We start from the raw sequence: 14,739 nt of genomic DNA, 5'->3' as shown, positions 1-14,739 counted from the left end.
ATTGTTTAATTCACTTCTATATTTATTAAGAAATCTTGAATGTGTATTCGATTTCATACCAATCTTGTTGAGGTACACCGTCTTTCATCGCTGGTGTGAAGCTACATAAGCTATAAGCTTTGGTCGCGGCTTTATCTAACTCACGTACACCACTAGATTTTTTGACTTTTGCATCGATTACTTTGCCCGAGCTATCCACAAGTAAGCGCATACGCACAGTACCTTCTTCACCAGCCATTTCCTGTTCACGTGGATAACCAGGTTCTTTACAACCGGCTTCACCTTCAGAAACTCCTCGTGAAATTCCAGCTGGTTTTGCAGGTGCTGGGGGAGCAGCAGCTGCAACTGGAGCAGCAACAGGGCTAGGACTTGGAGAAGCCGCTGTGACAGGTGCAGGTGTTGCCACTGAAGTTTTGGTTGGTTGTGTAGGTGTTGGTTTTGCAATAGGCGTTACTTTCTCCACCTGCTTAGGCGGATCAGGCATTTTTGCCACTTTCTCAACCATTTTGGGTAGTTCAGGTGGTTTTTCCTCAGGTTTGGGTGGAGGGGGAGGAGGTGGTGGTGGTTCAATATATTGAATAATCTGAAGTTCTACAGGCTTCTCGACTGGTTTAGTAAAATCAGTGGTTAAACTTGTTACTAAAATATAGGCGATCACAAGATGTAAAAATAAAACTAGACCAAGTCCGACGAGACGTTTAGCAGATTGATTTTCACTTTCAGCAAAGGGTATGCCCATAATTGCTCCTGAAAATGTAATCGCTGAGTTATATAAAAATATTTAGGCTAGATTGAAAATCTTGATAGCAATTTTTATCTTATATAGACATCAGGATTACGTTGAACCACTACAAGATAAAAAGGAACATCTTGCAGTGGTTATAGTTTTAGAATTTATAAGTGCCTCTGAGGAAATATGCACGTCCCGTTACGTCGCTATAGCGAGGGTCATAACCATATTGGAAGTTATCGAGCACATTCGAAGCAGAAGGTTCAGCATCAAATAGATTTTTGATACCAGCAGTCAATTCTAGATTTTTAAAGCCTTTATACGTTCCTGAAACGTTGTACAGGGTATAGTCACTTACGCGGTGATTATCATATTTCTCATCACCAATTTGGTTTTGATCTTTATAGCCACGGTAGAACTCTTGCTCGAAGACCATTTTCCAGTTTTCGTAGCTCCAGTTAAGATTGGCAACATGTTTCCAACGTAAGATTGCTGGATCATCGTATTTACCAACATAACCTTCCCATGCACCACCTTTCTCTTCTTGACGGTCGTATTTGATAACATATGTGCCATCAATACCGAAGCCAAAACGACCAGTAGAAGTCATCGGTGAAAGATAATTTAGCGCTAAATCAATACCTTCAGTTTTAACTCCACCCATATTTGTTAATGCGCTGTTGATATATTCCAATCGACCATCAGTCCCACGAATAAAACGATCAGCATATTTTGTAGGATCACTAAAAATCATCGTTTCACTAATGCTACTAATCAAACCATCAATTTTGATATTGTAGTAATCAGCTGAAAAAACTAAATTTTTGATTGGCTCTAAGACGAAACCGGCAGTAATTGAGGTTGATTCCTCAGGTTGTAAGTCTTTTGTTCCACCTTGTGTACGGTAGAATTGGGTATTACATTCAGTTTGATATTCTGGTGCTATTGCTTTTCCGCTTGGGCATAACACAGGGTCATCGTAGCGAGCGCCTGTATAAGTTTTACTTTGAGGTGCATTAATGTCGTATAAACTTGGCGCTCGGAAACCAGTACTGTATGAGGTACGGAACATTAATTGTTTAATTGGTTCCCAGCGGAAAGCGATTTTAGGATTAAATGTATCACCAAAATCACTATAATCATCATAACGAGCAGCAAGTTGCGCTTCTAAGGTTTTGGTAATTGGAACATGTAGTTCTGCAAAAGCTGCGGTGATATCTCTCTTACCTTTGCTTTCAGGTTTACTAGGATCAATACCGCTACCAGGAACTTGGCTGACGATTTCTGAGTTCACATTGGCTTTCCAGTCCTGTTTACTAAAACTACCTCCAAAAGCAAAGCCAACATCACCAGCAGGTAAAGTGTAAATTGGGCGACTAATAGTAAAGTCAAAAGTGGTGGCTGTGAGCGTACCGGTGTTGGTATCGCCTTTTACTTCAAAGGACTTCCAAAGCTCTTGATTTTCACTAGGACCAAATGGATTGATGGTTCCATTGTTTAAAGCAGCTTGGAGTTTACTTTTGTTTAAGTACCCTCCAGCAAAACCGTCTGTCGCTTCGCTACGTGCATAAGATAAACCTGTATTGATATCCCAACCGTAAGCTTCACCTTCTAAAGAGATTAACGCCCGATGTGATTCATTCACTGGATTCGATATACGGTTTCCAGCTTGTGATCTTAAATAGAGTTCTAGGGGTTCACCACTTAAACCAGCGACAGCAGGAGTTATGCCATTACCAGGATAGTATGGGCTTGTAGAAGGAAGAGTAACGGAGCGGCTGTAAACATCAGGTGCGATTGATGTAGTCACTTCATTTCGTGAGTAAACATATTCAGCGATGGCATTGAAATTATCATTTAATTTGAACGTACCTCGTCCTAAAGCAGATATTGTTTCTGTTTTTGGTACAATTCCGATCAATGCTTGTGTGTTGAGATAGCAGAGCCCACCATCAGCGATAGTATTTGGTGCATTATTACAGTTTAGATTGCCATAAGGATTACCAAGAGCTCCTGTAGCAGGATCACGAAAATTTGCTGGGAAACCATTTGCAGAAGTTCCATCAATACCAAGCTCCGGTATTAAACCACCGCGTCGGCTAATTTTACGGTCTTTCGCCATAATGTCATTTGAACGACGATAGTCAATAACCCCCATAAGATTAAAGCCTTGTTCATCAAGATCACCATAACCCCCGAAAATTGAAATGTCTTGTTTATCGCCACCACTTTGTTCTGGTTGAATAAAGCCAGCACTAATATTTAAACCTTCAAAAGACTTCTTGGTGATAAAGTTGATTACTCCAGCAATTGCATCCGCACCATAAGTTGCCGAAGCACCATCACGTAAAATCTCAATACGATCAACCATTGCCATTGGAATAATATTTAGGTTTGTGGTTGAGGTACTAAATGGACTGTATGCTAAACGTCGACCATTTAATAATATTAATGTTTTATCCGTACCTAATGCTCGAAGATTCGCAGAAGAACCCTCGGTATTACTTGCACCTACATTTTGAGCTGTAGAAAACCCTGCTTGATTGGCACTAACCTTGGTTAAAGCTTCTTCTACCGTCGTAACACCTTGCTTTACAAGGTCATCTGCTCTAATCACCGTGATCGGAGATGCACTCTGTGCAGTAACGCCTTTAATCGATGATCCTGTAACGGCAACTTTGACGACTTTGGCTGCTTTTTCCTCGGAAGGCGATTCGGCCTCAGCAGCATGAGCCATGGTTAAACACAACATACTTAGACTCAGGGTACTGAGTTTGAGTATGGTTTTGCTCGCTTTTGGCATAGCATTTGATTGAACGAAATTGGTTTTTTTCATTAAATTTATAACCCCTAGTGGATTGTCACTCTTAAAGACTGAACAAGAGCGTTTTAGCAAGACATGTGCCAAATACATTTTTGGATCAGGTTTAATCTAGAATAAATTGTGTAAAAGCGTTCTAGTTTTATTGAATAAGCTTTTCATATTTTTACTATTTATTAAAAAATTATGAATTTATAAAAATATTTTTTATTGGCATTTTTTTACATTTTTCTAGGTTTTAGACATGGTGTTAAAATGAAACATGTTAATTTTTATCTGCATTTATTTGGTGCATTTTGTTTTTATGTATTTTAAAACATGTATTTATAGATTTTTATTTTAATTGTTAAGAATATTATGAAAAAATGAGATTTTGCATAAAGTTACTTTTAATTAGGATAAATAAATATTGATTAGATGGGTGAATAGATGGGAGTCTAATTTTTCTATTTAAAATTTGTTTGAAAAGTGGCATGAAATTAGCATTGTAATTTTGGGTCTTGATGTCGGTTTTACATCTGAATCATTTTTATGATTGGTAAAAATATCACAATCCATTCATTTTTGTGAACAAGATCATTGGATTAAGTCAGACAGGTGAGATCGATGAGTGGTTGAATACTATGCAAAAGTTTAGTATTTGTTAAAAAACGATAATGTGAGCATTGAATTGAAGTCTAAATTTTTTACGGTCGCTTTGTTCTCAACCGTTATTGTATTTGCTCCTTTGGGAAACGCTAAAACTCCAGCGCAAGCGGATAAGGTGCTTCGAATCGCATTTGAAGCACCTGACGATGGTTTTGATATGGTCAAAACTTTTAATTTTTATAGCGGTAATGTAGCCGATGTTATTTTTGAGAGATTGCTGCAATACGATTATCTAGCTAATCCTGTCAAGTTGGTTCCAGCTACAGCACAAAGCATGCCTATGATCAAAGAAAATGGGAAAGTTTATATATTTAAAATAAAACCAGGTATTTATTTTACTGCTGATCCAGCATTTAAAGGTTTGCGTAGAGAGTTAATTGCAGAAGACTATGTGTATTCGGTCAAACGTATTTTAGATCCTAAAAATCATTCTTCTTCATATGCATTTATTGACCATAAAATTGTGGGTGCAGATGCCTTCGTTGAGCAAGCGAAGCAAACAGGTCGCTTCAATTATGATGCCAAGATTGAGGGAGTAAAAGCCTTAGATCGATACACACTTCAATTTACCTTGACTCAATCTGATTATAACTTTCCCTATATTCTAGCTTATAGTACGTTTGGTGCTACTGCTCGTGAAGTGGTTGATTATTATAAAGATCGTCTGGCTATGCATCCTGTGGGGACGGGACCTTATATGCTGAGTAAGTATGTCCCCCGCAGCAAGATCGAATTGGTTGCCAATCCAGATTATCGTGGTTTTGTCTGGAATTTTAAATCGACAGGCACAGCATGGGATAACCAGCTGGTTAAAGACATGAGTGGCAAGCAAATGCCGCAAATTGGCAAGGTCAATATCAGTATTATCGAAGAAGAACAATCACGTTGGCTCGCTTTTCAGTCTAAGCAACTCGATTTTGATAAGGTCACTTCAAGTGCAATTCCTAAAGTGCTGGATCAAAATAATCAGTTAAAAGCAGAAATACAAAAACAGGGGATACGTCTCTATGCCAATAAAGAGGCAGAGATCACCTATTCGATGTTGAATATGCGTGATCCTGTGGTGGGTGGTAATAGCCTCGATAAAATTGCATTAAGACGTGCAATTGCGATGTCTTTTAATGTCAATGAATATATTCGTATCTTAAGAAAAGGACAGGCGGTTAAGGCTGAAATGTTGGTACCTTCAGGCATTAACGGTCATAACCCGAATTATCGCAGTAGTATTGGTTACAATCCAGTGTTAGCCAATAAATTACTTGATCATTTTGGCTATAAAAAAGGCCCAGATGGCTATCGTAATTTGCCCAATGGGAAGCCTTTAACCTTAAAAATAAATACCGAGAGTGGTACAGCTTCCGTGATGTATTCTGAATTGTGGAAGAAAAATTTAGATGCAATCGGGATTCGGGCAGACTTTAAAGTCAGTAATTTTGCCGATAACTTAAAAGCCGCAACCCAGTGTCAATACATGATGTGGAGTGGAGCATGGCATGCGGATTATCCAGAGGGTGAAAATTTCACGCAATTGCTTTATGGTCCGAATGTTGGTCGTGGTAATCAATCCTGTTATCAGTCAGCTGCTTATGACAATTTATATAAACAGGCGATGCAGCAAGCCCCTGAAAAACGTATGCCATTCTATGAAAAAATGAGTCGCCAAATTGAAGCCGATGGAACGTGGATTTTACAAGATACACGGATTCGGAACTGGTTGATTCATCCTGAGGTGAAGGGCTTTAAAGCTCATCCAATTATGAATACCAACTGGCAATACTTAGATATTGTTTCACCAAATCAAAAATAAGTGATACGTGTATGATGAAGCAAAATTTAAAACTTTCGATGCAACGGGCTAGTCTGGCGCTGTTATTGGGGACAACATTAAGTCTAGGGGTAACGATTACAGAAGCGAAAAGCCCGGCTGATCCTAAAAAAGTCTTACGTTATGCCTTTCCTGTGGCGGAAACGGGATTTGATCCCGTAGCGACACAAGACCTGTATTCGGCGCATGTCTTATATTCTATTTTTGAAACGCTCTATACCTACGATTATTTAGCTTCGCCTGCCAAGTTGGTGCCAAAAACCGCAGCAGCATTACCTGAAGTGAGTGCGGATGGGTTGACCTATACCATTCGGATTCAGAAAGGGATTTATTTCACACCTGATCCTGTATTTAAAGGCAAAGCGAGAGAATTAACTGCAGCAGACTATGCCTATTCTTTTAAACGTTTGCTCGATCCAAATCTACATTCACCCAACAGTTGGTTATTTGAAGATAAAATTATTGGGATTGAACCACTTATTCAACAAGCCAGTAAAACAGGAAAGTTTAATTATGATCAGCCGATGGCGGGGATACAAACACCCGATCGGTATACTTTGGTGATCCGTTTAAAAGAACCGAATCATAATTTTCCGATGCTGTTGGCGCATCAACCGACGGGTGCAGTGGCGCGCGAGGTGATTGAAAAATATCGGGATAAAGCGGGTTATGTGATGGGGCGACCTGTCGGAACAGGCCCTTATATGCTGTCACACTGGACACCGGGTTCTCGGATTATTCTGAAAGCAAATCCAGATTATCGTGGTTTTATCTGGGATTTTAAGTCCAATGATCCTGCCGATCAGAAAATTGTGCAACAAATGCAAGGCAAGAAAATGCCGCAGATTGGTGTAGTTGATATTCAGGTGATTGAAGAATCGCAATCTGGATGGCTGTCTTTTCAGAAAGATGGACTGGATTTATTTACCTTGGATGGTGAGTTACCCGTACAGGCCTTAGATCAAGATGGCAAATTAAAACCTGAACTTGCCAAGAAGGGTATCCAGCTATCGCGTATCTTAGATCCGTCGATTGACTATCTGTATTGGAATATCCAGAACCCTGTGGTAGGGGGCTTGAGTAAGGACAAGATTGCACTGCGCCGTGCTATGTCTATGGCAATTTCCAAAGATAAATTCATTAGTATTTTAGCCAAAGGCAATGCTCAAAAATTAGAGTCGCCAATTCCTTTTGGTGTGGCAGGACATGATCCAAATTATAAAAGCAGCATTCCTTATTCAGTCAAGGCAGCCAATCTGTTACTGGATCGCTATAACTATAAAGTCGGTAAGAATGGCTGGCGGACTCTACCGGATGGCAAACCTTTAGTGATTGAGTTTATGCCTTCAACCAGCAGTGCCCGTAGTATGCAAATGGCAGAATTGCTGAAAAAAGATCTGACCAATATCAAAATTAATATGGTGTCCAAGCCCGTTCCATTTGCTGAAGGTTTAAAAGCAGAAAAACAATGTAAGACCATGTTTAAGGCCTCCGCTTGGATTGCAGACTACCCTGATGCAGATAACTTTGTGCAGTTGTTCTATGGCAATAATATCCACGCGACCAACCATACCTGCTTTAAATTACCAGAATATGATCGTCTCTATGAGCAATCACAGAAACTGGATGACAGTCCTGAGCGTGATCTACTGTATCGCAAAATGTCACGGCTGTTAGAGTTTTATTCACCTGTACAGTTCATGTCGACTCGTTACCGTACCGTAGTCGCTCAGCCGCGTGTGATTGGTTATAAAAAGCATCCGGTATTACCCGCAGAGTGGATGTACATCGATATTCAAGACAAGAAATAACAAACAGATTAAATTGGAGAGAGAAATGGCGAAAAAAATATTACAACGATCAACACTGGGGCTGTTATCCCTGGCAGCGCTAGGCATGAGCCAAGGTATTTGGGCTGAAAATACCCGAACCACGTTACCAATTTTAAAAACCAGTGAAAGTGCGCAATGGTGTGATGCCAATGTGCAGACCTTAAAGCAGCGCATCGCTCAACTCGAAAAACAAACCGTAACCGCTCAATCTGATGCGGCACCTGTCTTGGCAGAGTGGGATCAGCTGATGGCAAGCTTTGAAGATTTTTCAGGGCCGATTAGCCTGTATAGCAATGTCGATCCTGACGCGAAATTGCGTAAAGCAGCAGAAGACTGTGAGGTCAAACTCAATCAACTACAGACGGAAATCTATCAAAATCCAAAACTGTATCAACGTTTCAAAAACACCAAAGCCAAGGATGCGATTGACCGTAAATATCGTCAGGATATCCTCGATGCCTTTGAAGATACTGGGGTACAACTTCCCCCTGCGAAAAGAGCACGGGTCAAAACGATTTTTGATGAGCTCACCAAACTTTCACAAGAGTTCTCCCGTAATATTCGTGATAACCCAGAAAAATTAGAATTTACGCCAGCCGAATTGAAAGGACTACCTGACAGCTATATTGCAGGCCTAAAGAAAAATGACAAAGGTAACTATTTATTAGGCTTTGAATATCCAGAGTACCAACCGTTTATGGAGTTGGCAGACAGCGATGCGGCACGGAAACGTTATCAAACCGCATTTACACGCCGTGGTACTGAAAAGAATTTAGTTTTACTGAAACAAATTATCGATTTGCGTTATGAATTGGCGCAGCAATTTGGTCAGCCAAGTTATGCTGACTGGGCTTTAAAGAAACGCATGGCCAAAACACCCAAAACGGTCAATACCTTCTTGTCCGATGTGCATCAAGTGGTTGCCCCATTAGAGCAAAAAGAAGTACAAGAATTACGTGCATTTAAAGCCAAAACCTTGAATATTGCTTTAGAACAAGCCGAAATTAACCGCTGGAATGTCAATTACTGGAGTGAAAAACTCCGCAAGGAAAAATACCAGATTGATCAAGAGAAACTCCGTGATTATTTCCCGACATTAGCCGCTCAAAAATGGTTATTTGCGATTTCATCTGATCTATATGGCATTGAGTTCAAACCCGCCAAAGTTGCTACATGGCAAGATGAAGTTGAATATTACGATGTTACCGATAAGAAGACTGGTGAAGTGCTTGGCGGTTTATACATGGATAAATTTCCGCGTGAAGGTAAGTATGGTCATGCGGCAGTCTGGGGTGTTTATGGGGGCAGTACGCTCAGCAAGCGTAAGCCCATTTCGGTATTGGTCACCAACTTTAACCGCAAAGGTTTAAATAGTGATGAACTGGAAACTTTTGTACATGAGTTTGGACATGCTTTGCATGGCATTTTATCGAAAACCCGTTATTCAGGTCAGTCTGGGACTTCGGTCGAACGTGACTTTGTTGAAGCACCGTCACAAATGTATGAAGAGTGGGCGCGTCGTAAAGAAACCTTAGCTAAAGTAGCCGACTATTGTGATCCTGCTTGCCCACGCGTCGATGATGCACTGATTGCACGTCTTAAATCAGTCCATAATTATGGACGTGGTCTGCGCTATGCACGTCAAACGCTTTATGCGCAATATGACATGGCGTTACATGGTGCGGATGCACTGAAAGTACAGCCGATGGATGTCTGGAAAAAAATGGAGTCTGCAACTGCATTGGGCTACGTACCGAATACTGAATTCCCGGGACAGTTTGGACATTTGATGGGGTATCAAGCGGGTTATTACGGTTATATGTGGTCTGAGGTATTGGCCCTGGATATGTTATCTGCTTTTGGTGACAACCTGAATAATCCAGAAGTTGGTCAGCGTTACCGTCAAACGATTTTGTCGCAAGGCAGTCAGAAAGATGCTACACAATTGGTCAAAGACTTTTTAGGCCGAGAACCAGATAACAAAGCTTTCTTTAATGAAATTACAGGTCAACGGGTCAAATAAGGATTTGCCATTATGCTTGCTTATGTCGTGCGTAGATTATGGCAAATGATCCCGACCATGTTGGGTGTTATTTTGCTGATTTTCTTCTTGTTTAACTGGGTTGGAGGTGATCCTGCATATATCTTGGCAGGGAAGATGTCTAACCCTGAGCAAATTGAAAACATCCGTAAACAGTTGGGCGTTGACCAACCGTATTATGTACAGCTTTGGATTTTTATTAAGCAGATTCTGACCTTTGACTATGGTGCAAGCTGGAGTACAGGAGAGTCCGTTTCGCAGATTATTCTGACCCGTTTAGGGCCATCGTTGACTTTATTGATTCCACTGACCATTTTACAAACCGTCATTTCTATCATCTTGGCGTTGGCGGTTGCATCGGTTCGTGGTTCATTGACCGATCGTATGGTGATGATGCTGTGTACCATTGGCATGTCGATCAGTATTCTGGTTTATATCATCGTATTCCAATATGTTTTGGCCTACCAACTCAGTTGGTTCCCCGTACAGGGCTGGAGTGATAGTTTTAGCCAAAATCTATTTCATTATGCCTTGTTGCCTATTTTGATCATGTTGGTGGTCAGTATTGCCCCGACGTTGCGTTTATATCGCAGCTTTGTGCTGGATGAAATCAATCAAGATTATGTCCGTACAGCACGTGCTAAAGGCGTGGGGGAGTCTCGAGTACTGGGTGTACATGTTTTGCGGAATGCCTCGATTCCGATTGTGACTGAAGTGATGGCCAGCTTGCCCGCCTTGTTGATCGGAGCTTTCCTGATCGAACGTTTCTTTGGTATTCCCGGAATCGGCCGTGAAATTATTATTGCTGTTGAACGTAGTGATTTTCCAGTGATTAAAGCGATTACCGTATATATCGCTGCGGTGACCATGATTTTTAACCTGATCGCCGACCTGATTTATAAGCTCCTCGATCCTCGTGTACAGCTGAAGTAGGAGGATGAAGATGCTTAATACAATTTTTAAAGGCAAAGTCTCTTCAAATGACTCAACGGCTGCAACAGGTCTATGGCAACTGGCATTACGGCGTTTGAAAGCAGATCGTATCGCTGTCGTTTCTTTTATTGTGGTGCTGTTCTATTTCATTTTATTGGCGTTATCCATGACGGGGGTAATTGCATCAAACTGGAATAAAGAAGTGGCCGTCAGTTATGCGCCGCCGACATTTTTAGGTGCGGATAAAGAGTCAGACCAAATCAAAACCAAGACGGAAACAGCCGCCGCTTTGCCTGAAAATCCAGTTGATCCCTTGAAAGAGGTGATTCAACAATTGAATGCAGAAATTCAAAAGGAACAACAAAACGGTTTAACCATAGATAACTATGGCATGGTTGATCCATTGGCTGAGGATATGAAACAGATTGATCAGCAGCTCGATGGACATTTACTGGATCAAAAACAAGAATTAAAAACCACCTTGGCTTTTGGTGCAGATAAATGGGGACAAGATGTGTTGCTCAAAACCATTAAAGGGGCTGAGACTTCAATTCTAGTCGGCTTATTGTCAGCAGTATTGGCCGTAGTGATTGGTACTTTCTTAGGCGCTATTGCTGGTTATTTCGGTGGCTGGGTCGACGATGTATTGAACTGGTTCTATAACATTTTTACCTCGATTCCTTATTTGTTATTGGTTTTGGCCATTGCTGCAGTCCTGCAACAAAAGGGCATTCTGTCGATTGTGTTAATTCTTGGATTGACGGGATGGACAGGCGTTTTCCGCTTGATACGTGCTGAATATATGAAGCATAAATCACGGGAGTATGTGCTTGCGGCCAAAGCCATTGGTGTCAGCCATTTACGCCGCATGTTTGTGCATATCTTTCCGAACGTCAGTCATATTGCCTTGGTACAGATTTCGATTTTGGTGGTGTCATTTATCAAATCCGAAGTGATTCTCAGCTTCCTCGGTTTTGGCGTACCTGTCGGGGTGGTATCTTGGGGCAGTATGTTGAATGAAGCGCAAAGTGAGTTGATCTTGGGCAAATGGTGGCAATTAGCAGCGGCATCGATCGCAATGGCTGTTTTGGTCACAGCATTCTCAATGTTTACCGACGCCTTGCGTGATGCTTTAGATCCTAAGTTGAAATAGCGGAGAGATAATTATGCAAGATCAAAATGAAACGACGCTATTACATGTAGACAATCTCCATGTCAGCTTTAAAGGTGAAAATAAACAGTGGATTGAAACGGTCAAAGGCATTTCATTTTCCATTCCGAAAAACAAGACCGTGGCTTTGGTTGGAGAGTCGGGCAGTGGCAAATCGGTCACTTCCCTTGCGGTGATGGGGTTGTTGCCCAAAGGGCAAAGCCAGATTGCAGAACAGAGCCAAATCAGCTTTGAGGGAAAAGACTTACTGAATTTATCGGCCAAAGAAATTCGAAAGATCTGTGGTAAAGACATTGCCATGATTTTTCAGGAACCAATGTCCTCACTGAATCCAGTCTTTACTGTAGGCGACCAGATTGCCGAGGTATTGTGTATTCATTTAGGTATGGGGCGCAAGCAAGCGCGAGGACGTGTATTAGAGCTACTTCGAGAAGTGGGTATACCAGCACCCGAAACCAAGATTGATGCTTATCCGAGTCAGCTTTCAGGAGGCCAGCAACAACGGGTGATGATTGCGATGGCAATTGCCTGTGAACCTAAGCTATTGATTGCGGATGAGCCGACCACGGCTTTGGATGTCACGATTCAGAAGCAGATTATTGATTTACTGGAGTCTTTACGGCAACGTCATGAAATGTCGATGCTGTTTATTACCCATGATCTGGCTTTGGTCGGGGAAATCGCAGATGAAGTGATTGTGATGCGACATGGCGAGATTCGTGAATCTGGTCCTGTTGCACAGGTGCTGGAACAACCACAAGATGTGTATACCCGTGCTTTGCTGCATTGTCGTCCACAGCTCTCGACTCGTCCATATCGTTTACCTGTGACCAGTGATTTTATGAAGCAGGAAAATGGACAATTGGTTGAAGTGGCCAATTTATCTGAGTTGAATTTAAAGCAGCGGTCTAGAGGGCTGACGGGAAATGAGCAGATCATTTTAGAGGTCAAAGATCTGAAAAAGTCGTTTTATAGCCGTAAAGGATTGTGGGGGCGTGACGAATTTCAAGCGGTGAAAGGGGTCTCTTTTCAGCTTGCAAAAGGTAAAACTTTAGGGCTGGTTGGCGAGTCTGGTTCAGGTAAAACTACAGTGGGCTTGTTACTGATGCGCTTACATGAAGCAACCGGTGGGCAGGCATTAATTGGCGGCAAAGATATTCTTGCCATGAGTGAGAAAGAGTTTTGTCAGTACCAGCGCAAGATTCAGATTATTTTCCAGAATCCGTATGCATCGCTTAATCCCCGTTTTACCATCGGACAGATTCTATTGGAGCCGATGCGAATTCATGGCATTGGGCAGAATGATGCAGAACGTAAAAAGATTGCTTTGGAATTACTGGAAAGGGTAAGCCTACCCGCGCAAGCATATGATCGCTATCCGCATGAGTTCTCTGGCGGGCAGCGACAACGGATTGCGATTGCACGTTGCTTGACCTTAAAACCTGAGATTTTGATTTGTGATGAATCGGTTTCTGCGCTGGATGTATCGGTACAAGCACAGGTGCTGAATTTATTGCAGGACCTGCAAGATGAGTTTGGTCTGAGTTATATCTTTATTTCCCATGATTTATCGGTGGTGAAATATATTTCAGATCAGGTAATGGTCATGAATCATGGTGAGTTGGTGGAAATCGCCAATTCGGATGAGCTGTACCTCCATCCACAACATGAATATACCAAAAAGTTGCTGAATGCGATTCCTCAGGGGATTGCCCACCCTCATTAAAAGCAAGGCATAAAAAAACGCTCTGATCAGAGCGTTTTTTTATTTTAAAGGAAAAAAGATTAGAACTTTTTAAAACCTTTATTGAAACCAATGGTTTTACGACCATTATTGTTGTTGCCATTTGCGCCTGAACGTTGCTGTGATTGGTCTTGTTCGTCATCACGGCGTTGTTGACGTAGGTAACCACCACGACGCGCGGCCATAGGCTTGTCGGCCATACGCTCGGTACGACGTTTTGCCATACCGAATAAACCTGTCCCTTGACGTGGTTTTAATTCCACTGATTTTGCCAAGTTGTCGATATCGGTTTTATCCAGCTCCATCCAGCGACCTGTACGTAACTCACGCGGTAAAATGACCGTGCCATAACGGGTACGCAATAAGCGGCTGACTTTCAGGCTTTGTGATTCAAAGATACGGCGAACTTCGCGGTTACGGCCTTCTTTCACCACCACTTGATACCAACGGTTGATCCCGTCACCACCAATTTCAGAGAATGATTCAAACTTGGCTGGACCATCTTCAAGCTCAACCCCTTTCAGCATGTTATTGCGAATTTGAGGCGTTACTTCGCCCATCACACGAACCGCGTATTCACGTTCAACTTCGTTTGAAGGGTGCATTAAACGGTTGGCAAGTTCACCATCATTGGTGAATAACAACAAACCAGTACTGTTAATGTCCAGACGACCGACCATTACCCAGCGGTCATTGGCGATTTGCGGCAAATGATCAAATACGGTAGGACGCTTTTCAGGGTCATTGCGTGAGCAAATTTCACCTTCTGGCTTATAGTAAATTAAAACACGACGACGGATTTCGTCTTCAATTTGGAATTGTACTTTACGACCATCGATACGAAGCTCATCACCCGGTTCGATACGTTCACCGACTTGGGCAATTTGACCATTGATACTGACACGACCAGCAGCAATGACTTCCTCCATATAGCGACGCGAGCCTAACCCGACTCTCGCTAAAACCTTTTGTAATTTTTCACTCATGACAGCAC

Annotated in this window: 9 protein-coding genes; 6 read left to right on the top strand and 3 right to left on the bottom strand. The window is 41.8% G+C overall.

Going from position 1 to position 14,739, the window contains the following annotated elements:
• Window positions 1-25 precede the first annotated feature (25 nt).
• Window positions 26-739 (bottom strand): energy transducer TonB, encoded by a 714-nt coding sequence (locus F907_RS04370; RefSeq protein WP_016652887.1) that lies wholly within the window; start codon window positions 737-739, stop codon window positions 26-28.
• 148 nt (window positions 740-887) lie between these two features.
• Window positions 888-3,566 carry a TonB-dependent receptor gene (locus F907_RS04375; protein WP_032862293.1) on the bottom strand — a complete coding sequence of 893 codons (2,679 nt, stop codon included), beginning with the start codon at window positions 3,564-3,566 and terminating at the stop codon, window positions 888-890.
• A 655-nt stretch (window positions 3,567-4,221) separates the two neighbouring features.
• Between F907_RS04375 and F907_RS04380 the strand changes: the two genes are divergently transcribed.
• The 6 genes from F907_RS04380 to F907_RS04405 are packed head-to-tail and all read left to right on the top strand — an operon-like array spanning window position 4,222 to window position 13,727.
• The gene (locus tag F907_RS04380) at window positions 4,222-6,006 is read left to right on the top strand and encodes an ABC transporter substrate-binding protein (RefSeq protein ID WP_016652885.1); all 1,785 of its coding nucleotides are present in this window, start codon (window positions 4,222-4,224) and stop codon (window positions 6,004-6,006) included.
• Window positions 6,007-6,020: 14 nt separating this feature from the next.
• Window positions 6,021-7,835 (top strand): ABC transporter substrate-binding protein, encoded by a 1,815-nt coding sequence (locus F907_RS04385; RefSeq protein ID WP_016652884.1) that lies wholly within the window; start codon window positions 6,021-6,023, stop codon window positions 7,833-7,835.
• 25 nt (window positions 7,836-7,860) lie between these two features.
• The gene (locus F907_RS04390) at window positions 7,861-9,879 is read left to right on the top strand and encodes a M3 family metallopeptidase (RefSeq protein ID WP_016652883.1); all 2,019 of its coding nucleotides are present in this window, start codon (window positions 7,861-7,863) and stop codon (window positions 9,877-9,879) included.
• A 12-nt stretch (window positions 9,880-9,891) separates the two neighbouring features.
• Window positions 9,892-10,830: an ABC transporter permease gene (locus tag F907_RS04395; protein WP_004655290.1), complete on the top strand. Its 939-nt coding sequence runs from the start codon at window positions 9,892-9,894 to the stop codon at window positions 10,828-10,830.
• A gap of 10 nt (window positions 10,831-10,840) precedes the next feature.
• Entirely contained in the window at window positions 10,841-11,983 is a 1,143-nt protein-coding gene (locus F907_RS04400) for an ABC transporter permease (RefSeq protein WP_016652882.1), read from the top strand.
• 13 nt (window positions 11,984-11,996) lie between these two features.
• Complete coding sequence (locus tag F907_RS04405; protein ID WP_016652881.1) at window positions 11,997-13,727, top strand: ABC transporter ATP-binding protein; 1,731 nt, start codon at window positions 11,997-11,999, stop codon at window positions 13,725-13,727.
• A gap of 59 nt (window positions 13,728-13,786) precedes the next feature.
• On the opposite strand, the gene rluB is transcribed toward F907_RS04405, so the two are convergent.
• Window positions 13,787-14,731: a 23S rRNA pseudouridine(2605) synthase RluB gene (gene rluB, locus F907_RS04410; RefSeq protein ID WP_005273264.1), complete on the bottom strand. Its 945-nt coding sequence runs from the start codon at window positions 14,729-14,731 to the stop codon at window positions 13,787-13,789.
• Window positions 14,732-14,739: the final 8 nt, after the last annotated feature.

The sequence above is a fragment of the Acinetobacter colistiniresistens genome, from assembly GCF_000413935.1.
Taxonomy (GTDB): domain Bacteria; phylum Pseudomonadota; class Gammaproteobacteria; order Pseudomonadales; family Moraxellaceae; genus Acinetobacter; species Acinetobacter colistiniresistens.
This window is presented reverse-complemented; position numbering and strand designations above follow the sequence as displayed.